Source organism: Vibrio limimangrovi, assembly GCF_054064025.1.
Window position 1 is genome coordinate 88,384 of the sequence record NZ_JBSUGF010000011.1, and the last position, 19,880, is coordinate 108,263.

Annotated in this window: 16 protein-coding genes, 1 tRNA gene and 2 pseudogenes; 8 read left to right on the top strand and 11 right to left on the bottom strand. The window is 44.4% G+C overall.

Going from position 1 to position 19,880, the window contains the following annotated elements; genetic code table 11:
• Window positions 1-495 carry an acetolactate synthase small subunit gene (gene ilvN / locus ACWYU8_RS15790; RefSeq protein ID WP_444494691.1) on the top strand — a complete coding sequence of 165 codons (495 nt, stop codon included), beginning with the start codon at window positions 1-3 and terminating at the stop codon, window positions 493-495.
• Window positions 496-664: 169 nt separating this feature from the next.
• Here ilvN and pykF read toward each other — a convergent pair whose 3' ends face one another.
• Complete coding sequence (pykF, locus tag ACWYU8_RS15795) at window positions 665-2,077, bottom strand: pyruvate kinase PykF (RefSeq protein ID WP_444494690.1); 1,413 nt, start codon at window positions 2,075-2,077, stop codon at window positions 665-667.
• 432 nt (window positions 2,078-2,509) lie between these two features.
• Here pykF and ACWYU8_RS15800 point away from each other — a divergent pair, with 432 nt between their 5' ends.
• The 3 genes from ACWYU8_RS15800 to ACWYU8_RS15810 all read left to right on the top strand — a co-directional run bounded on the left by ACWYU8_RS15800 (window position 2,510) and on the right by ACWYU8_RS15810 (window position 5,463).
• Complete coding sequence (locus tag ACWYU8_RS15800) at window positions 2,510-3,271, top strand: DeoR/GlpR family DNA-binding transcription regulator (protein ID WP_457520692.1); 762 nt, start codon at window positions 2,510-2,512, stop codon at window positions 3,269-3,271.
• 120 nt (window positions 3,272-3,391) lie between these two features.
• Entirely contained in the window at window positions 3,392-5,224 is a 1,833-nt protein-coding gene (gene glmS, locus ACWYU8_RS15805; RefSeq protein ID WP_457520694.1) for a glutamine--fructose-6-phosphate transaminase (isomerizing), read from the top strand.
• Window positions 5,225-5,316: 92 nt separating this feature from the next.
• A complete protein-coding gene (locus tag ACWYU8_RS15810; protein WP_457520696.1) occupies window positions 5,317-5,463 on the top strand; it encodes a hypothetical protein in 147 nt (48 codons plus the stop codon).
• Window positions 5,464-5,630: 167 nt separating this feature from the next.
• On the opposite strand, the gene ACWYU8_RS15815 is transcribed toward ACWYU8_RS15810, so the two are convergent.
• From ACWYU8_RS15815 to ACWYU8_RS15830, 4 genes are all read right to left on the bottom strand, one after another.
• Entirely contained in the window at window positions 5,631-6,161 is a 531-nt protein-coding gene (locus ACWYU8_RS15815; RefSeq protein WP_457520698.1) for an MltR family transcriptional regulator, read from the bottom strand.
• A 58-nt stretch (window positions 6,162-6,219) separates the two neighbouring features.
• Entirely contained in the window at window positions 6,220-7,368 is a 1,149-nt protein-coding gene (locus ACWYU8_RS15820) for a mannitol-1-phosphate 5-dehydrogenase (RefSeq protein WP_457520700.1), read from the bottom strand.
• A gap of 113 nt (window positions 7,369-7,481) precedes the next feature.
• The gene (locus ACWYU8_RS15825; protein ID WP_457520702.1) at window positions 7,482-9,434 is read right to left on the bottom strand and encodes a PTS mannitol transporter subunit IICBA; all 1,953 of its coding nucleotides are present in this window, start codon (window positions 9,432-9,434) and stop codon (window positions 7,482-7,484) included.
• Window positions 9,435-10,013: 579 nt separating this feature from the next.
• On the bottom strand, window positions 10,014-11,768 hold the full coding sequence (locus ACWYU8_RS15830; RefSeq protein ID WP_457520703.1) for a lysophospholipid acyltransferase family protein: 1,755 nt from the start codon (window positions 11,766-11,768) through the stop codon (window positions 10,014-10,016).
• Window positions 11,769-12,085: 317 nt separating this feature from the next.
• On the opposite strand from ACWYU8_RS15830, the gene ACWYU8_RS15835 reads away from it, so the two are divergent.
• Entirely contained in the window at window positions 12,086-13,444 is a 1,359-nt protein-coding gene (locus tag ACWYU8_RS15835; RefSeq protein WP_457520704.1) for an 8-oxoguanine deaminase, read from the top strand.
• Window positions 13,445-13,514: 70 nt separating this feature from the next.
• On the opposite strand, the gene ACWYU8_RS15840 is transcribed toward ACWYU8_RS15835, so the two are convergent.
• Window positions 13,515-14,558, bottom strand: coding sequence for a DUF4382 domain-containing protein (locus ACWYU8_RS15840; protein WP_457520705.1), 1,044 nt, complete (start codon window positions 14,556-14,558; stop codon window positions 13,515-13,517).
• Window positions 14,559-14,866: 308 nt separating this feature from the next.
• Here ACWYU8_RS15840 and ACWYU8_RS15845 point away from each other — a divergent pair, with 308 nt between their 5' ends.
• Window positions 14,867-15,157 carry a D-fructose-6-phosphate amidotransferase gene (locus tag ACWYU8_RS15845; RefSeq protein ID WP_457520707.1) on the top strand — a complete coding sequence of 97 codons (291 nt, stop codon included), beginning with the start codon at window positions 14,867-14,869 and terminating at the stop codon, window positions 15,155-15,157.
• A gap of 143 nt (window positions 15,158-15,300) precedes the next feature.
• Here the strand turns inward: ACWYU8_RS15845 and ACWYU8_RS15850 are convergent, their stop codons facing one another.
• Entirely contained in the window at window positions 15,301-16,104 is an 804-nt protein-coding gene (locus ACWYU8_RS15850) for a MetQ/NlpA family ABC transporter substrate-binding protein (protein ID WP_457520708.1), read from the bottom strand.
• 202 nt (window positions 16,105-16,306) lie between these two features.
• Between ACWYU8_RS15850 and ACWYU8_RS15855 the strand changes: the two genes are divergently transcribed.
• Window positions 16,307-16,693, top strand: a complete 387-nt coding sequence (locus tag ACWYU8_RS15855) for a DUF2799 domain-containing protein (RefSeq protein ID WP_457520710.1) — start codon at window positions 16,307-16,309, stop codon at window positions 16,691-16,693.
• Window positions 16,694-17,120: 427 nt separating this feature from the next.
• Window positions 17,121-18,251, top strand: coding sequence for a flagellin (locus ACWYU8_RS15860; RefSeq protein WP_457520712.1), 1,131 nt, complete (start codon window positions 17,121-17,123; stop codon window positions 18,249-18,251).
• Window positions 18,252-18,373: 122 nt separating this feature from the next.
• Here the strand turns inward: ACWYU8_RS15860 and ACWYU8_RS15865 are convergent.
• The 4 genes and pseudogenes from ACWYU8_RS15865 to ACWYU8_RS15880 all read right to left on the bottom strand — a co-directional run.
• Window positions 18,374-18,673, bottom strand: a pseudogene (locus ACWYU8_RS15865) (L-asparaginase); the annotation flags it as partial.
• Window positions 18,674-18,718: 45 nt separating this feature from the next.
• Window positions 18,719-19,204 carry an RDD family protein gene (locus ACWYU8_RS15870; protein WP_457520714.1) on the bottom strand — a complete coding sequence of 162 codons (486 nt, stop codon included), beginning with the start codon at window positions 19,202-19,204 and terminating at the stop codon, window positions 18,719-18,721.
• Window positions 19,205-19,480: 276 nt separating this feature from the next.
• Window positions 19,481-19,710, bottom strand: a pseudogene (locus ACWYU8_RS15875) (helix-turn-helix domain-containing protein); the annotation flags it as partial.
• Window positions 19,711-19,802: 92 nt separating this feature from the next.
• A tRNA-Ile gene (locus ACWYU8_RS15880) sits at window positions 19,803-19,878 on the bottom strand.
• Window positions 19,879-19,880: the final 2 nt, after the last annotated feature.

Genomic DNA, 19,880 nt, shown 5'->3' on the forward strand with positions numbered 1-19,880 from the left:
ATGAGACACATTATTTCATTGCTATTGGAAAACCAACCAGGTGCTTTGTCTCGCGTTGTAGGGTTGTTCTCTCAACGTGGCTACAACATTGAATCTTTGACAGTATCCCCAACGGATGATGAAACCCTTTCTCGTTTGAATATCACAACGACTTCAAACGAGATGCAACTTGAACAGATTCAGAAACAATTGCATAAACTCATTGATGTGCTGAAAGTTCAGGAAGTGACCGAGTTTGAGCACCTTGAACGTGAATTGATGATGGTTAAAGTGAAAGCGACTGGTTTTGCACGAGCTGAAGCCAAGCGCACTGCTGACATCTTCCGCGGACAAATTATTGATGTGACCGCTTCTCAGTACACCGTACAGTTGGCGGGAACCAGTGAAAAGCTGGATGCGTTCATTAAAGCGATTTCGGAGGTTACCGAAGTGGTGGAAGTGGCACGTAGTGGGGTAGTGGGCATTGCTCGTGGCGAGCGCGCACTGAAGCCTTAAAGCTAATACCTTTTATACCAATCAAAGCCATCGAAATATTCGGTGGCTTTTTTGTTTTTGGTTCTAAGCATTTTGGTTCCAAACAATCGTGAATCAAACTTAGACGCAAAAACAAAAAGAGGGCATAAAGCCCTCTTCTATTAGTTAACTGATAACAGAATGTTCAGTCTTATAGTACGTGTACAGAAGCTGTGTTCGTTGTACCAGAAGCTACTAGTGCACCTGAAACCATAACAACGATGTCGCCTTTGTTACCAAGACCAGATTCTAGCGCAAGCTCTTTACCAGCAATGTAGAATGCGTCAGTGCTGTCGATAGAATCAACAACAACAGGTGTTACACCTTTAGTCAGAACTAGCTGAGCTGCAGTCTTCTTGTTTGTAGTTAGAGCTAGGATGTTTGCCGTTGGGAAGTACTTACGTACTGAACGAGCAGACTTACCACCTTCAGTTGCAACAACGATAAGTGGAGCAGCTAGTTTTTCAGCCGTGTCTACAGCGCCTTTACATACCGCTTCAGTGATACGTAGGCGTGGGCTGTCTAGACGAGAACCTAGTTCAGCTTTAAGTACTGAATCAGTACGCTTAGCGATTTGCGCCATGATAGTTACTGCTTCAACTGGGTATTTACCTTTTGCAGTTTCACCAGAAAGCATTACTGCGTCAGTACCGTCCATTACCGCGTTCGCAACGTCGCCTGCTTCCGCACGAGTTGGACGTGGGTTGTTGATCATAGAATCAAGCATTTGAGTTGCAGTGATAACCATCTTACGAGCACGGTTACACTTCTCGATCATCATTTTCTGAGCGAAGATTACTTCTTCAGCTGGGATTTCAACACCCAGGTCACCACGAGCAACCATGATGCCGTCAGAAAGCTCTAGGATCTCGTCGAAGTTATCAACACCTTCTTGGTTTTCGATTTTAGAGATGATGTGGATGTTCTCGCCGCCATTTGCAGCAAGTACTTCACGGATTTCTTGAACGTCAGAAGCTTTACGGATGAAAGAAGCTGCTACGAAATCAACGCCTTGCTCACAACCAAATTTAAGGTCGTTTTTATCTTTCTCAGATAGAGCTGGTAGGTTTACTGAAACGCCTGGAAGGTTAACACCTTTGTTTTCGCCTAGTGCACCGTTGTTAAGTACTTTACATTTAACTTCAGTGTCAGTTGTAGCGATAACTTCCATCTCGATTAGACCGTCGTCAACCAGGATAGTGTTACCAGTGTTTAGGTCCGCTGCGAAGCCAGCGTAAGTTACTGCAACAGTGTCTTTGTTACCTACAACTGAAGTGTCAGTTGTGAAAGTGAATTCTTGACCAGCCACTAGATCAACGTCGTTGCCGCCTTCTAGTTTGATAGTACGGATTTCTGGACCTTTAGTATCTAGAAGGATTGCTAGAGGTTGGCCAGTTGCTTCCATTACTTGGCGGAAGTTCGCAATACGAGTGCCGTGTTCTTCGTAGTCACCGTGAGAGAAGTTAAGACGCATTACGTTCATGCCTGCGTTTACTAGTTCAGTTAGCTTCTCTACAGATTCAGTTTTAGGGCCAATCGTACAAACGATTTTGGTCTTTTTCATGGAAGATACTCTCCGGTAAGTATAGTTACAATTTGAAAGTCGGTTATTTACTCTGACGTTAGGGTGTGTATGAGGACATTTTGTGCCTGCCATCTACCGATTTTCCACCACATTTATTAACGTCAGATTCTGAAAGTCTTTCACCAAGTTTAGTCATTTTATGACTAAAAGATCGGCGATTTTGGTTACCTTTTTGTGACTAACCCCGCTTTATATGCAGAAAGGTGCAAAAAAGTAGCCGTCATTTCTGTAATTTTTTTTCTTTTCGGTGGCGAATTCTACCACCTAATGAATCCAATATCACTGTTTAAGAATTGTCTTAGGACAAGGTTTTATCGAGAAATATTAATTTTTTGGATCGAAATAAATGGACATAAAAGTTTCGTTTTAACTATAATAACTTTCAAATCGAAACTTAAAATTAAAGTCTAAATGTCGAAACGAAACACCCAGCTAAGAAGACACGCTATTTCTAACTTGGTCTCTGAACGGGGAGAAGTCAGTGTTGATGAACTGGCGCACAAATTTGAGACCTCGGAAGTCACGATTAGAAAGGATTTAGCTTCTTTAGAAAAAAATGGACAACTTCTGCGTCGTTATGGTGGCGCGATAGCGATCCCAACAGAAGTCATTCATGAAGAAATGGGCAAAAATGTTTCGACTCGAAAGCTTGGTTTGGCAAAAGCGGCAGCCTCTCTGATTCGAGATCACAATCGCATTGTCATAGACAGTGGCAGTACAACTGCGGCGTTAATCCAACAACTGAATGAAAAGCGTGGTTTGGTTGTCATGACTAACTCATTGCATGTAGCCAACGCACTAAATGAATTAGAGAGTGAACCAACCCTGCTGATGACGGGGGGAACCTGGGACACTCACTCAGAATCCTTCCAAGGCAAAGTGGCCGAATCTGTATTAAGAGCCTATGACTTTGACCAGCTTTTTATTGGTGCTGATGGCATCGACTTAGAGCGCGGTACCACCACATTCAACGAGTTGGTCGGTTTGAGTAAGGTGATGGCGGAAGTTTCTCGAGAAGTGATTGTGATGATCGATTCTGAAAAAATAGGTCGCAAGATCCCGAACCTCGAACTTGCCTGGCTGCAAATCGATGTTCTGGTGACCGATTCAGAGATACAAGCCGAACATAAGTTACAGATAGAACAACATGGCGTGAAAGTGATTTGCGCCTGACAAACTGATATTCAAACTAACAACTTCAAATTTCACTTCCCTCATATACAGGCCTTTGCTTGCTGCCTCTATGTGAACTGATGGCTAGGGAAGAACAAAACTACAAACGGAGAAAAACACATGTGTGGAATCGTAGGTGCAGTGGCACAACGAGATGTTGCAGAAATTCTGGTCGAAGGTCTACGTCGTTTAGAATACCGCGGTTATGATTCTGCGGGTGTTGCGATTGTTGACTCACAATCTAACCTGACGCGTGTTCGTCGCTTAGGCAAAGTCCAAGAGCTGGCTGAGGCGGTTGAGAAAGATACTGTCGTTGGCGGTACAGGAATCGCGCACACTCGCTGGGCAACACACGGCGAACCTTCAGAAATTAATGCGCACCCACATATGTCTGGCGATATTGCTGTCGTGCATAACGGCATCATTGAGAACTACGAAGAGCTGCGTGAAACATTACGTGAACGCGGCTACGTATTTGAATCTCAAACGGACACTGAAGTTATCGCTCATCTTGTTGAATGGGAGCTTCGTACTTCGGCAACTCTTCTTGAAGCAGTACAAAAAACCGCGAAGCAACTTGAAGGTGCATACGGCACGGTAGCTCTGGATCGTAAAGATCCTTCTCGCATTGTTGTTGCGCGTTCTGGTAGCCCGATTGTTATCGGCTTTGGTGTCGGTGAAAACTTCCTGGCTTCAGACCAGTTGGCTCTGTTGAGCGTCACTCGTCGTTTCATGTATCTGGAAGAGGGCGATGTCGCAGAAATCACTCGCCGTGAAGTGACCGTTTACGATGCGACTGGTGAGCGCGTTGAACGTGAAATCACTGAATCCAATGCAGAACACGATGCAGGTGATAAAGGTCAGTACCGTCACTTCATGCAAAAAGAAATTTACGAGCAGCCAAAAGCGTTAATCAACACAATGGAAGGTCGCATTACTGCCGATTCTGTTGTGACTGATGCAATTGGTGTGCATGCGGCAGACATTCTAAGCAAAGTCGAGCACGTACAAATCGTAGCTTGTGGTACTTCTTATAATGCGGGCATGACAGCGCGTTACTGGTTTGAAGATATTGCTGGCGTAAGTTGTGACGTAGAAATTGCATCGGAGTTCCGTTACCGCAAATTTGTGACTCGCCCAAACAGCCTTTTGATCACGCTGTCTCAATCAGGTGAAACCGCAGACACGCTAGCAGCGCTTCGTCTTGCGAAAGAGAAAGGCTACATGGCGGCAATGACTATTTGTAACGTGGCTGGTTCTTCTCTTGTTCGTGAATCTGATTTTGCCTTTATGACTCGCGCTGGTGTTGAAATCGGTGTGGCTTCTACCAAAGCATTTACCACTCAGCTATCTGCACTGTTAATGCTGGTTACTGCGCTTGGTAAGCAACAAAACCGCATCAGTAAAGAGAAAGAAAAAGAGATCGTAGAAGCACTGCACGCACTACCAGAGCAAATCAATCAGGCGTTGTCTTTTGAAAAAGAGATCGAAGCACTGGCAACGGATTTTGCTGATAAGCACCATACTCTGTTCCTTGGCCGTGGTGAGTTCTACCCAATCGCGATGGAAGCATCTCTGAAACTAAAAGAGATCTCTTACATTCACGCAGAAGCTTACGCGGCAGGTGAACTGAAACACGGTCCTTTGGCTCTGATCGATGCCGACATGCCAGTGGTTGTGGTTGCGCCAAGTAATGATCTGCTTGAGAAGCTGAAATCAAACGTTGAAGAAGTTCGTGCACGTGGCGGTCTACTGTACGTATTTGCTGACGCTGATGCAGGCTTTGAAGGCGATGACACAATGAAGATCATTACAATGCCACACGTAAGCGAAATCACTGCAGCGATTTACTACACCATTCCAATGCAGTTGCTGTCTTACTACATTGCTCTGATCAAAGGTACTGACGTTGACCAACCACGTAATCTGGCAAAAGCGGTAACGGTTGAATAAGACGAGTTAGAATACAAAATCACAAACGGCACATGCGAGAGTATGTGCCGTTTTTTATACCTTGTTGTACGGTAATGAGCCATGGTTGGTCAATGAATCAAAAGAAGACGTTAGGGTTTATCGAAAAATATCATTTTCCTGAAAGGGTAATATCAATCTCAGTATTCAATGATGGTATCACTCAAAATGAGCAATCAAAGGGTGAAAGCATGAATGATGATGGTCAGTGGAATATTTAGGGAAAGTTAACGTACGAGTCCATTACGTTGAACCAAGATAGGCAATAGTCGCTAAGAGTCAGTCAACGAGGAAGAGTATGGTGTGGTCTACATCAAACTCTTTCTAATTCAGTGGGTATCTAAAAATTCTCAACGGCATGGTAGGTAATGGTAGCTGTAAACAAGGATTAAAAAGGACTTTCCTTGCCAAGTTCATTGCAGATTTCGACAATGGCGAGGGAAAGCCCTGATTTGATGATTTGTTGTTGGCGCTGAAGTTGAAGCTGATAGAACTCCAGATCGATGTCGTCATCCGGTTCATTGACTTCCAGTTGCACCATGCCCATTTTCTTCACTAAATGCAGCTTTTTGATCGGATCGAGAATGTTTGGGTCAGTGAACTCGTAGTCGGATGCGTCGCTGTTGAGTTGGTTTTTGAGCTTAATGATATCTTCAATATCGTGGTAAATATCGTCAGGTAGTACGCCCAAACCAAACAGTAATTTTAGACGAACAGACAGATCGCCCAGTGGGCCTGAGTCTTGTAGTAGCGGGCCGACAACCGATTGAACAGCGAAGTTATCTTTACGGAAAATTCTTTGTATCAGACCGTCGATCGACTTGTTAAAGACGTCGACCGTGGCAATAAAGAAGCCCCGCACTGAGGGTGCGCCGTTGAGTCGTTCAATGATCTCGGTTTCGTTGATGTTATCTGCCATATACTGAGTAGTTGTTAAGTCGTTATTGTAAGGGGAGCATTGCCCCCCTCTGAGTTAATTACAGCTGGTTATAGAGTGCCTCAATATGAGCCACCTCAGCGCTGTCTTCTGCAAGACCTGTGAATTTCGCGAGAGTTGGCTTCACGCCGACTTCTTTTAATGAAGTTTGTAATTCAACCGCTTGAGGATCGGTGTCGTTAGTGTACTTCAACGCCGCCGCTATCCCTTTTAAAAGTGTTTGATTTTCAGTGCCATATTCAATTGTACCGAGTAATGGCTTCACTAATCTATCATTTGCACCTAATTTGCGAATTGGCTGACGTCCAACTCGGTCAACTTCATCAACTAAGTATGGATTGGCAAAGCGGCCCAGAATCTTCTCGATGTAGGCATTGTGCATGTCGCGGTCGAAGCCATAACGACGAATCAGCACTTCACCACTCTCGATCATGGCCTGTTTTACTTCTGCCTGAATCTCAGAATCTTCAATCGCTTCTCGAATGGTGCGGTGTCCTTTCAAGCAGCCCAAGTAAGCCGTAATACAGTGACCGGTATTTAGGGTGAACAGTTTACGTTCCACAAACGCCATCAGGTTGTTGGTCTTTTCCATCCCTGCGATGTCCGGGATTTCCCCTTTGAATTGTTGCTCGTCAACAATCCACTCGCTGAAGCTTTCTACTGTTACTTCCAGTGGATCATCGTTGGCTGCTTCTGCTGGTGGCACGATACGGTCTACTGCAGAATCGACGAAGCCAACGAGCTCATCGGCTTTTGCGTGCAGTGACGCATCAAGATGCTTGTACACTTCGCCTTTTAAATGGGTCGTGCCGCGAACCATGTTCTCACAAGCGATGATGTTCAGTGGTGATTCATTCCCCGCTTCGAAACGTTTGGTGATGCCGGTTGCGATGGTTTTCGCAATGATGTCCAGCACGTTTGGACCAACAGCGGTTGTCACTAAATCGGTTTTTACGATGCGGTCAATCACGTCTTCACTTGCTGAGTTAACTGCGGTGACATGCGTGACTGTGTCGATTTGGCACTCCGTGCCGACAACTTTAACTTTGTATTCTTGCTTGTGGCTTAGCTGATCTACCAGTGGGGTATTAACGTCAGCGAACGTTACTTCTACTTTTGCGTCTGCTAGTAGTTTGCCGATGAAACCACGACCGATGTTACCTGCGCCAAAATGAACTGCATTTTTCATAACTGTTACCTACCAATGTCTGAAAATATTGACTAACGAATCTAGAGTGAGGCCAACCGCATAGGGGGTGACAGCTGACCTCGGTTTGCTCAGGAGCAAATTAAGTGAAGTAATTAAGCGGCTTGTTCGCGGCCAAGGATGTTGAGGATCTCTTCTACATCCGTGGTGCTGGTTAGCTTTTCAATTGCTTCTGGCTCATCGAGCGCGTTCGTAATGGTGGTAATTACTTGGATGTGCTCATCATTTTTAGCGGCAATGCCGATAACCAGTTTCGCTACATCGTCTTTGTCTTCAGTAAATTGGATACCCGATGGGTATTGGCAGATAACAATGCCAGTTTTCTTAACGCGGTCTTTTGCTTCAATCGTACCGTGTGGTACCGCAATAGATTCGCCAAGGTAAGTTGGAACCAATGCTTCACGATCAAACATGGCATCTACGTATTCTGGTTCTACGTAGCCAAGCTCAACCAACTTGTTACCTGCAAAGCGGATGGCTTCTTCTTTGTTGGCAGCACTCAAACCCAGATGAATGTTTTCACGTTGGATTTGGAATACCGATGGCTGCTGCTGCTCAAAACTGTCGTCGTTTGCTGCAAGAACCGAGACTTTTACCATCTGGTCATCGTTCGCAGATGCTGGTTTTTGCGCAGCCAGAAGTTTGGTGACAAGTTGGTTATACATTTCGCTGTCCAGGAAGTTAGTCAGTGAAATGTGGTGTGCATTAGGAGCATGCTTACGTGCACGATCCGTCAAGTCTTTATGAGTAATCACGATATCTGCACTCTCTGATAAGTTGTTAATAGCAAGGTTAGTGACGTGGATGTTCAGACCTGCGTCCTGAACTTTCTTCCGTAGCATGCTCGCACCCATAGCGCTTGAGCCCATGCCGGCATCACAAGCGACAATAATGCTTTGAACTGTCGCAAGGTCTACGTCGCCTTTGCTTTCACTGTTTACCGCTGCATTGTTTTTTGATGCAGATTTCATGTCTTTCATTTGTGACGTTGCTTTTTCTAGCGCTGCTTTATCGCCGTCTTCTTCTGTTGATGTTTGAGTCTTCATTAACAGAGATGCTACGGTGAAGGATACGCCCGCTGCCGCCGCGATAGAGGCTAGAACACCAACGATCGAGCCTTTTTGCGTCATCAATAGTACCGCGAAGATAGAACCTGGAGACGCTGGAGAAACGATACCTGCGTTGAACATAGTGAGAACGAACACACCTGTCATACCACCTGCGATAGCCGCTAGGATGAGGCGTGGGTTCATCAGAATGTATGGGAAGTAAATCTCATGGATACCACCAAAGAAGTGGATGATAGAAGCACCACCAGCAGTCTGACGAGCAGTACCTTTGCCAAACACCATGTACGCCAGAAGAATACCTAGACCCGGACCTGGGTTTGCTTCAATCAGGAAGAAAATAGATTGACCTGTTTCAGACGCCTGTTGAATGCCCAATGGTGAGAAGATGCCGTGGTTAATTGCGTTGTTCAGGAACAGAATCTTCGCTGGCTCAACAAAAATAGAAGTCAGAGGTAGAAGGTGCGCTGATACAAGGAAGTTTACGCCTGCTGCTAAAGCACCAGAAAGTACTTTTACAAAAGGACCGATCAGGAAGAAAGCAAGAATGGCACACAGCATACCGATGATGCCGGCAGAGAAGTTGTTTACCAACATCTCAAAGCCACTTTTCACTTTGCCATCGATGTAGTTGTCGAATTTTTTAATCGCCAAGCCGCCCATTGGACCGACGATCATCGCTCCCATGAACATAGGGATGTCTGTACCGACAATCACGCCCATTGTGGTGATTGCGCCGACTACAGCACCGCGATCGCCGCCGACTAATTTACCACCGGTGTAACCGATAAGTAGTGGCAGCAAGTAGGTGATCATAGGACCAACCATGGAAGCCAAAGTCTCATTTGGCAACCATCCGGTTGGGATGAATAGTGCAGTGATAAAGCCCCACGCGATAAATGCGCCAATGTTAGGCATTACCATGTTAGACAGAAAGCGACCAAAATTTTGTATCTTGATCTTTGCATCTGGTGATATCATAACAATTCCCCGTTCGATGTTCTGATGAATATTGTTGTCGTAAACGGTTCGCCAAAACCGCTTGTTTGATTGCTTAGTACCCAATCAATTTATCACACAATTTCCAATTAGAACTGACAACGGGCTTTTCGTGATCTACACCCGCACTTCTTCAGATAAAAAGCATTTTTTAAGTGATGGCGATCAATTTATTGATATGTAACTTAATAACAAAATGCAGGTTTTAAATCTGTCAATAAAAATCTTAGTGATCAAATCGATCTTATTACAAATTTGAATTGAAAATATAATGTGATCAAAATCACTTGTTATTTATTTCTGGCATCAAATTAAATATTTATATTGATTGATGTCACACTTTGTCTTGGTTTTGTCGTTGGTTAAAGTGTGATCTTTGTCTGGTTGTGATTTTTTTGAAATTTTGTAACGAGATATGCTGCGCAATATCAGCACATAGCGACCAATTGATTGGGTGAATGGGTTTGGTGTCAGAAATATCGGAAACTTTCGGTTATATTTCTTACAAATTAAAAGGATAGTGCACTGCTTGTATCAGCAATGCACTATTTCTCTGGTAAGTTATTTATCGAGGTGTTGTGCTAAATACGTGCGCGTATTTTCCAGCCCCATGTAACGTGCCAGTGTCTTTTCTGGCACTTCGCGTAAGTTCACCATAATTAATCCGTCTAGCGCGTTGTTAAAGGCAGGATCAACGTTAAAACAGACCAGTTTGCCGTTTAAGCTCAAATACTGACGCAGTAAAACAGGAACCCCTTTGCCTTCATCAATTCGAGCGATCACACGAGACAGCAGCTGCAAATCGCCTAACGCGGTGAGCATGCTTGTATTCCAATTCAGATTGTTCTCGGGCAATGGATTGGACGGTGTGACGTGCTCTGCACAGGCGTTGTCGTAGTGGTGTAGTGTCATCGACTGCGCCAGTAATTGACGAGCGGTCTGGCTGTAATCGTTACTTATGCTGACTGGGCCAAACAGGTGCGTGTACTCTGGGTTTCTATGTACGAATGTTGCAATGCCTTTCCAAAGCAGTAGCAGGGCACTCATGCTCTTTTGGTATTGCTCCGCAATCACCGAGCGTCCCATCTCAATCGATTTACCCATCTTGTCGATAAAGCGCTGGTCATAATTGAAAAGGGTGCGAGAGTACAACCCTTCAACGCCTTGCTTCGCCAGTAATTTATCCACCAAACCAAGGCGGTACGCACCAACCATGCATTGGTTATCTCGATCCCAGACAAATAGGTGCAGGTAATCATGATCAAAATGATCGATATCGATCGCTTGCCCGGTGCCTTCTCCAACCTGACGGAAGTTGTATTCACGCAGTCGGCCTATCTCATGTAGCAAGGATGGGATCTGCTGGGCGGAAGAGCAATAGACCTCAAATTCACCACTCTCAAGAAGTTTGGCTTCTGGAGGTAAGTTGTGCAGTTCGTCGAGCAATTGGCTTATCGGTAACCCTGCCGCTATGGGTAGCAACTTATCCGTTGAGACTGTTTGCTGAGTAGCGCTGGAATCACGGTTAAGCAGGTAAGTATTGAGCCTCAGATAATTGACTACCTGATCATCATTGAGATTACTCAGTTCTTTGAATTTAATCGCCTGTCCAAACGATAACTCGATGGTTTGAGCATTCTTGTTAAGCAGCTCTCTTCCTAGCATCAAGGTTCTTAACAAAGGATGAATTTTGCCTGCCATGTAGAAGCGCTTTGAGTTTTGTCCGTTAATAAATACCGGAACCGTCGTTGCCTTGTTTTTACGAATCAGACTACTGACACTGCGGCTCCATTCTTTGTCTTCTAAACGCTGCTGCTTAGCGTCAACCAATTGCGATACTTCACCCGCAGGGAACACCAGCAATAACCCACCATTGGCAAGATGTTTGTTCGCGGCACGCAGTGCTTTGATGTTGGACTTGACGGCGTCTTTGCCTTCAAACACATCCACACCAATAAATAACTGGTCGAGTTCCGGGACGGTTTTAAGATATTGATTCGCCAGGATTTGGATGTCATCTCGAACCATCAGCAGTAATTCAGCCAGTATGACGCCTTCGACGCAGCCGAGAGGGTGGTTTGCAACAATGACGGTAGGGCCTTGTTTTGGAACGGCGTCGAGTGTGCCATGAACAATTCGGTAATCGATACCTAAAATCGACAGCGTAAAGCGTAAGAAGGTTTGAATATCTGCATTAACGGGTCTTTGCGCATAGAACTTATCGAGCTGGCTTAATCCAGTAGCCCACTCAGCGACATTTTCACCAATGCCAAATGGCGTTTTACGAGGGAGACGAAAAGGGGTAGAGCTATCCATATTAACCTCAGAGTATGAGTTGCTTATCGGATAGTAGAAATTGCAGATGACAGTTCAGCGGCAAAATAGTGAGCTTTTGGTGACAAAAGGGTGACGATTTATTGAACGCTGAGGTTAGATTCAGAGGTCGGGGCGGAATTTTTGTTCGTTTTAGATTGGCTTATGTTATGGTAGTTACGGCTCATTATTTGGGCTCTTTACATGCCGTCATATCGGTATTTTTAATCAAATAAAACCACTCAACATCTTCTCTTGTGAAGATGTGGGTACAAGTCCGATTCCCCTGAAATGGTTGAAACGGCTAAGGATATTTATGAATGGAAACAATCTGGATTAAGAATCCACTCGCGATTTACACTGGCAATGAGCAGGACGCTCGCGGAGGTCTGGTGATTCGCGGAAACAAAATTGTTGAGCTGGTGGCACTCAATGCTACGCCTGACACCAAGTTCGATTCTGTGGTCAACGCTAGCCAGCACGTTATCACTCCAGGGCTAATCAATGCCCACCATCACTTTTATCAAACTTTGACTCGCGCTTATCCCGATGCTCTCAATAAAGAGCTGTTTCACTGGTTGAAAAGCCTTTATCCGGTGTGGGCGAACCTTGACCAGGAAATGATGAGTGTCGCCACTGAATTGTCTTTAGTTGAGCTTATGCGTTCAGGGTGCACGACCGCTTCGGATCATCACTACTTATTACCCAATGGCCTGGAACATGCCATCGATCTGCAAGTTGAAGCTGCACATAACCTTGGCGTACGCGCTATTTTTACTCGGGGTTCAATGAGTTTGGGGGAAGATCAGGGCGGTTTACCGCCAAGGCATACTATTCAAACAGAGCAAACGATTGTCGATGACAGCAAAAGACTGATCAATGAATATCACCAAGACCATGATGGCGCGATGATTCAAATAGCGCTTGCGCCATGTTCCCCATTCTCGGTGACTACTGATCTGATGAAAGAGACTGCGCGAATCGCTCAAGATGAGAATGTCATGGTGCATACCCACTTGTGTGAAACCATTGATGAAGAGAACTTCTGTATCAAGCAGTTTGGATTACGTCCGGTCGATTACCTTGAAGATGTTGGCTGGTTAAACGAGCGGACCTGGCTGGCTCATGGTATTCATTTTAACTCTGAAGAGATTCTACGATTAGGTAAAGCGGGCGTTGGGGTCAGTCATTGTCCGACATCCAATATGATGCTGGCCTCTGGTATGTGTAAAAACTTGGAGCTCGAACAGGCCGGTGTGAAAGTTGGTCTTGGCGTGGATGGTTCTGCCTCAAACGATGGCTCCAATATGATTGCTGAAGTCCGTATGGCGATGTACCTGCAACGCCTTCAGTATGGCTCAGCAAAAGTAACGCATTTTGATGCTCTGCGCTGGGCGACAAAAGGATCTGCTCTTGCGATGGGACGACAAGATATTGGAGAACTAAACATCGGTTATCAGGCTGATATTGCTATGTTTAAGCTGGATGACATTCGCTTCTCTGGGAGTCATGATCCGCTGGCTGCTTTACTGCTATGTGGCGCACAACAGGCTGACCGAGTGATGGTCGCTGGCCAATGGCGGGTCCATGATGGTGAAGTGATCGGTGTGGATTTACAGGACTTGATGGTTCGCCATAGCCGCGCCGCGAAGCGACTGGCAGAGCTGTCCGCCAGTTAATGTCTGACTGACCAAAATAAAAAGCCGCTTACAAACCAGTAAGCGGCTTTCTCTATTCTATGTGTGAGAACTACAGAATCGGGTAGATGTCTTGTTCTGTGTGTTCACCCTCAACCACTTCTACAGGCGTATAGTGTTGGTACATCAAGAAACCGTCTTCAGAAGCTTCATGCGCATCCGGAGTATCAATGTATGCAGTACACGTGTAACCGATAGAGTAGGTACCCGGACCTATATAGCCGAACTCGTAGTCGTACGTTAGATTACCCAGCTCATCTTCAGTCTGATTTACAGCAGCAATCGCTACGGGGGTGTTAAATTCAGCAGGTGCGCCTAAGTCACCCATCGTGCTGCTATCCATCTCACCTGCATACAGGTAAACAGAGTGTACCGCTGGAACATCGTTGATAGCATTCCACGCTGCACTGTCTGCTTCACAGGCCTGGTATTGTATCGGGTTTACTTCGCCTCCAATATGGCCAGCCTCTGATGCGTTAACCAAGCTCACCGCATTCGAGTTCATGTTCATATGATCCTGACCCGTTGGGTCGGCCAGACCTTTACGCAAATCAAACTCTACGACGTAGCTGTTGTGGCCTGTGTGTACTGTCACGTACTGACCTTTTTGCGAGAACTTCAGGCGACCTTGATCGCTGGTATCAGGCTTAGTTCCATAACAGCTACCACGGCTGTTAACTACGAGGCCTTTTACTGTACCGTCGGTTTTTTCTACGTAAGAAAGTGTTGTGTCGTTTAGCTGTCTGCCATCTTTTGCGTACAAGCACATTGCATAATCGCCAGGTGCGATAGTTTGCTCGCTAATGATGGTTTCTGCATTGCTACCTTGATACTGCATAAGGTCTACTTGACGTAATGCACCGTCTTCACTGACGTTCATAATGATAGCGTCGCCAGTTTTCTCACCTGTTTCAGGATCGAATGGGATTAATACGACATCTTCAAATGCCAAAACCACTTTGTTTGCATCGTCGACAGGCGCATCGGAAACTGCTAGAGAAAAAGTCGCTGCATCTGACGAAGAGTCGCCGCCATTACAACCAGCCAGTATCAGACCGCCTGTAATTGCTAGGATTGGATAGGTGTACTTTTTCATATTGCCTCTTTTGTTTGTTCTACTATTTGATACAAAGGTTAGTATTAAAAAAGAGAAGAATGTCATTTAAGAGTAATGGCGGAGTTAATCTTGTCATTTGTGTTAAGAAAACGAAGTAAATGTGAACTTAATCTAGCTTGTGAGACGGATAGGGCCCCATATTGCTCTTATAGCCGCAATATTTAGTAGCAGTCAGTTTTTATAAAACTAAGTTCTTATCTGTGTTAATCGAAATTGACCTTAATCAAGCTAAGAGTGCAGTGAGAGGAGTATTTTGGTCTGACATACTACTAGAAGGAATTAGTATCATGGCCTTTAAATACTTCATTAGAGAGCTATTGGGATTAGCCATTGTGATCTGTGTCGTTTTTGGCGTGTTGGGCATCATGCTGGATCTATTCGCACTGACGGCATTTTTTGAGCATCAGAGTTCTATCGCAGCGATATTTTTTAGTGAATCATTCTATTTTATTGCTTTTCTTATTCCTCCATTCTTTCTTTGGAAATTGATCAATCGCCCTGATTTAGTTTTGGCGACCCAGCAATATCTTGAGATGAGAATGGAAGCGGAACGCCAACAAAGTGCTGGTCAGGCGTAGTTTATTCCACGTGGTCATTCTGACTTATCTAAACAACAAAGGCTCATGGATATATCCACGAGCCTTTTTAAAATCTTTCGGGTCAATCAATGAATAAAAGTGGCGAAGTAGTGATTTTCTAGCGGGAGTTATTAGGCTAAGCGTTAGAACGCTGGCTCAATCGTTCCCTTAAATGCTTCGTCTAAGTAGTCGCGAATCGCCTGAGACTGATAGATAGAAACAAACTTTTTGTACTCTTCTTTGTTTTTATCCGCTTCGCGGGTCGCGATAACCATAACGGCTAGAGGCGCTTCTTTAGATTCCAGATAGATACTCTGTTTCTTCGGATCAAGACCGGAAGACATGACGTAATTCATCGTAATAGCTGCAGCATCCACATCGTCCAGTGTTCTTGGCAGTTGAGCGGCATCCACCTCAACGATCTGCAACGATTTGGGATTAGCAGTGATATCTGTTAATGCTGCTTTATGTCCAATGCCCTGTTTTAACTCAATTAAGCCAGCGTCGGCAAGAAGGAGAAGGCCTCGACCACCATTGGTTGGATCGTTAGGTATCGCAATACGAGCATGGTCAGGCAGCTCCTCGAGAGAGCGATACTTGTTCGAGTAAATGCCCATGCGCATCAGGATAGATTTGCCGATAGAAACCAAGTGAGAGTTATGGCTGTTGTTGAAATTGTCTAAAAATGGCTGGTGCTGATAGCTGTTGATATCGATACTTCCATCGCTTAAAGCTGCGTTTGGAGTCACGTAATCAGAGAATTCGACCACTTCTACTTTTAGTCCTTGTTTCGCTGCTTCTTTGGCGACAGCCTCTGCAACTTGCGCATGAGGGCCAACCGTTGCGCCAACTTTGATGACTGAATCTTCTTTTTGCCCGCATGCCGTTAAGCTAAACGCTGCTAAAACGACAAGATACAGTTTTTTGAGGTGACGAAAACTTTCCATAATAACTCCATTCATGTTTTTTGGACGTCTATATGGCTAATCTAGCACGATTATAAGTCGCGTCAATATTTTGATCACAGTGTTTGCATTCCGTTGCATCAACATAAGTTTCTAAGTCTTCGTTCCCGGTTCTACACCATGTTCTATACTCAATTTGGGTCGTACGAAACATATCATTGATGGTTGGTACAGGGAGGTTACAGTGAAATTACCACTCTTAATTTTAATGAGCTACATCCTAATCGGATGCTCATCTGTTTCAGAACAATCTATGTTGGCGCAATCTGGTGAATGGTACAGCGTTGGTTTGATTGATGGTCAGCAAGGCAACTACCAGCGAGCAAGAGTTGAACTCGTAACGTTAAGTGATTTAGGAGAAGAGGAGCTCCAGCAATATAAGAAAGGCTATGTAACTGGAATATCTAGCTATTGTTCACCAGACAGCGCGTACGAACAGGGTAGTTATGGCATTCGCTATCGTGGACAATGTGCTAACACAGAGTTTGAAGATTTAGCGGTCGAAAAATGGCAGGCAGCGTATTCTGATTCATTAGCGATGGAAGCGATGTTATTTGAATATAGCGATTAGGCGGCAGTTTCTGACCTGTGAGTCTGAAGCTCACTATTGTTGGATTTGCAACTGAACCACACTTGTGAACAGCAAAAAGGCGTAGGAGGTGAGAATTCGCTACGCCTTTAGTATTTGGCGTACTTCCGAAGCTTTGAATTGCGGCATAATCTATCTGGCGGCAAGGTTTACTCTGACCACATGCTTTACGCTATCTTTCCCCTCATCCCCGCGAACCCTCCAGTGAAAACTCATCATTTGGTTGTATGACTAGCTGACTGGTCGAATATTTTATAAAGATCAATAATATTAAAATAATGAATGGTTTTTGGTTGAAGTATAAAAACTATTATGCAAAAACTTTTAAAGTATTGGTGGTTATTGCCGACAATAAAAATGAGATTTTAGTTCCATAATTTTATCGGTAATAATGGAAGGAGGGCTATGCGTGACATTGAGCCTACACAACAACACAGCAGCGTTAGTAGCACGACGCCACATTGCTGACGCTTCTAATGATTTTAATTCTTCAATAGCCAAACTTTCTTCGGGAAAAAATATAAGTAGTGCTAAAGATGATGCGGCGGGGCTACAAATTGCGAATCGATTGAATGCACAAAGTAGTGGCCTGGATGTTGCTGTCAAAAATGTCGGTGATGGCGTCGCAATAGTACAGACGGCTGAAGGATCTATGCGAGAAATGTCTAATATTCTCCAGGATATGAGAGCCCAGTCTTTACAAGCGGCTAATGGAGCAAATTCAAAAAGTGACAGGCAAGCGATTCAGAAGAATATCCAATCTTTAAAACAAGAGTTTCATAGTATAGCGAGCTCGACTAACTACGCAGGAATTAGATTACTAGATGGATCGTATGGTCAGAAGGCATTTCAAGTCGGTTCAAACAATGAAACGGTACTCTTGGAACTGAAGGATATGCGCTCAAATTCTCTATCAATGGGCGGAATGATATTTATTGCAAATGAAGCCAAAGATGGATCCTGGATTGTTGGGGATGACAGCAACCAACTCGGCATTGATTTTGTCGATAGAGCAGGGAATGGGATAAGCATCAATATCGAAGCCAAGAAAGGGGATGATATTGAAGAACTCGCAACGTATATCAATGGTCAGCAAGAGTATATGACCGCATCAGTATCCGGTAGCGGCGAACTGCAAATGTTTGTTGATTCTGCTGTCACTGAAGGTGACATTTCTTTTTCAGGGAATCTGGCTAATGAGTTGAACTTTGGTAACCGCCGTCAAGCGAGTCTAGAGACCATTGATGTGACGAGCATCGGAGGTGCTCAAGAAGCTATTGCTGTCATTGACTCCGCTTTGAGCTACGTGGATGGTCATTGTGCTGATATGGGGGCGCTGCAGAATCGATTTGATCGTACGCTTTCTAACTTAGTCAATATGCAGGAAAACATCAGCGGATCGAAAGGGAAACGATTCGATACTGATTACGCGAAAGAAACAACAAAAATGACCCGGGCGCAGATTCTTCAACAATCATCATCATCGATGCTATCTCAAGCCAGGATGATTCCAAATGCGGCTTTAAATTTGATGAGTTAACGCTAAAGATACAGATAAGGTGTATGAATCAGTTCATACACCTTGCTCTTTTCTAATCCGGCTAACTCCGAGGCATTGGATTAATCGAAATCTCGCACGGATTCACCACATATACCGGGTATTTAAGCTTCTGTACCAAAGATTTTTTCAATCTTATTCACATCTTTAGTTTCTGTAAGTGCAAGCATTAACAATATTATTGCCTTCTGCGGGTTTAACAGGCCAGAGCCAATAGCGTGAACTTTATGGGTTACAAAACCGCCGCCTGTTCGAGTCGATAGCACAACTGGGTATCCTTTCTCTTTCAGCGCTTTTACTTTCTCCTTGACCGCTTCAGGAGTTGAGCCATTACCACTACCCGCAATAACAATACCTTCTGATCCTGATTCAATCAGAGCGCCAATTTGCTTAGTTGTCATGTCTTGGTAACAGTATGTATCCGGTCCTAGGTTTACTTCACAATTAGTCTAATCCTTGCCAGCAAATCTAACTTCACTAACGGTGTTTTTATTACTAATGACGACAGTATTTGCAAGTTTGTCGTGCCAACCTTGTTTACGTTTATCCCATGCAACCCAAAATAGGCCTAAACACAATGGAATCATGGCAACGATATACCCGAGATAGCGAATTATGTATTGTTGGAGCGTAGGCTTACCACCAGTATCGGCATCGACAATTTTAGCTGATATCGCCATTTTTCCAGGTGTTGCCTGTTTATAAGTCCAAAGTAATATTGTTGCTACTAATGGGAAAACCCAACTAAGAATAAAATCCGTAGCACCTACAATAATTTTATCTGTTTCAAAATATGCCCAGCCATAGACTGATATTAGTATTGGGTAGGTGAGAATACATATAAGTAGCCCATCGATTAAACTAGCTCCAACTCTAGGCCAAAAACCTGAGTACTCATAAATATCGCACATTTTTGCGGGAGTATTATCGTTCATAAATACATTTCTCTATGCTCTTGAAGTTCCTCAATATGACACCAGAAGAACAGTCGAGAAATGGAGAAATTAAGCAGGAAATTGAATTTGCGAGTCATATGCAAATTTTATGGGATCTTAACTGATTAGAGCGATGCGTTAAGGTGAAAGAAGCTCGCTCATTTCTGGCACACTGTCGGCTTGTTCCAGCAAATGTTCACACTCTGTCTGGATGAGTGATACGCATAATTCTATGTGTTCACGCTCAACATCATCTATTTTCTGAACTGCTGTAACTTACTCATACCAACCGTCCTCATTGCTTCTCTCGCTGTTTTCATCTTGGGAGGTTATTTGGCTATGTGGACGAACAAATAGGTTTAAGTCGATAAGGCGTAACGAGAGCCCTAAGATACCCATGAGGATGAGTACATTGGCAAAGGTGACACTTGTATCGCCTTTTTCAACCTTCATGACTGTCCTACGAGATAAATTGGCTTTGAAGCGAGATCATCAATACGCCAGTCTTTATTGGGGTTGGCCTGACCCATACCTGACCCAAAATCGTCAGGTACAAAAAAAGGTTAGTAAACACTACGCTTACTAACCTTCTAGAATTTGGTGGCCCCTCCCAGACTTGAACTGGGGACCAATCGATTATGAGTCGACTGCTCTAACCACTGAGCTAAGGGGCCGA

What these genes read in the sequence shown, in the direction of transcription:
- ACWYU8_RS15845 (WP_457520707.1), top strand. Translation starts at nt 14,867, where the DNA reads ATGGCCTTTAAATACTTCATTAGAGAGCTATTGGGATTAGCCATTGTG.
- ilvN (WP_444494691.1), top strand. Translation starts at nt 1, where the DNA reads ATGAGACACATTATTTCATTGCTATTGGAAAACCAACCAGGTGCTTTG.
- ACWYU8_RS15835 (WP_457520704.1), top strand. Translation starts at nt 12,086, where the DNA reads ATGGAAACAATCTGGATTAAGAATCCACTCGCGATTTACACTGGCAAT.
- ACWYU8_RS15815 (WP_457520698.1), bottom strand. Translation starts at nt 6,161, where the DNA reads ATGGCAGATAACATCAACGAAACCGAGATCATTGAACGACTCAACGGC.
- ACWYU8_RS15850 (WP_457520708.1), bottom strand. Translation starts at nt 16,104, where the DNA reads ATGGAAAGTTTTCGTCACCTCAAAAAACTGTATCTTGTCGTTTTAGCA.
- ACWYU8_RS15810 (WP_457520696.1), top strand. Translation starts at nt 5,317, where the DNA reads ATGAATCAAAAGAAGACGTTAGGGTTTATCGAAAAATATCATTTTCCT.
- ACWYU8_RS15820 (WP_457520700.1), bottom strand. Translation starts at nt 7,368, where the DNA reads ATGAAAAATGCAGTTCATTTTGGCGCAGGTAACATCGGTCGTGGTTTC.
- pykF (WP_444494690.1), bottom strand. Translation starts at nt 2,077, where the DNA reads ATGAAAAAGACCAAAATCGTTTGTACGATTGGCCCTAAAACTGAATCT.
- ACWYU8_RS15840 (WP_457520705.1), bottom strand. Translation starts at nt 14,558, where the DNA reads ATGAAAAAGTACACCTATCCAATCCTAGCAATTACAGGCGGTCTGATA.
- ACWYU8_RS15800 (WP_457520692.1), top strand. Translation starts at nt 2,510, where the DNA reads ATGTCGAAACGAAACACCCAGCTAAGAAGACACGCTATTTCTAACTTG.
- ACWYU8_RS15825 (WP_457520702.1), bottom strand. Translation starts at nt 9,434, where the DNA reads ATGATATCACCAGATGCAAAGATCAAGATACAAAATTTTGGTCGCTTT.
- ACWYU8_RS15830 (WP_457520703.1), bottom strand. Translation starts at nt 11,768, where the DNA reads ATGGATAGCTCTACCCCTTTTCGTCTCCCTCGTAAAACGCCATTTGGC.
- ACWYU8_RS15870 (WP_457520714.1), bottom strand. Translation starts at nt 19,204, where the DNA reads ATGAACGATAATACTCCCGCAAAAATGTGCGATATTTATGAGTACTCA.
- glmS (WP_457520694.1), top strand. Translation starts at nt 3,392, where the DNA reads ATGTGTGGAATCGTAGGTGCAGTGGCACAACGAGATGTTGCAGAAATT.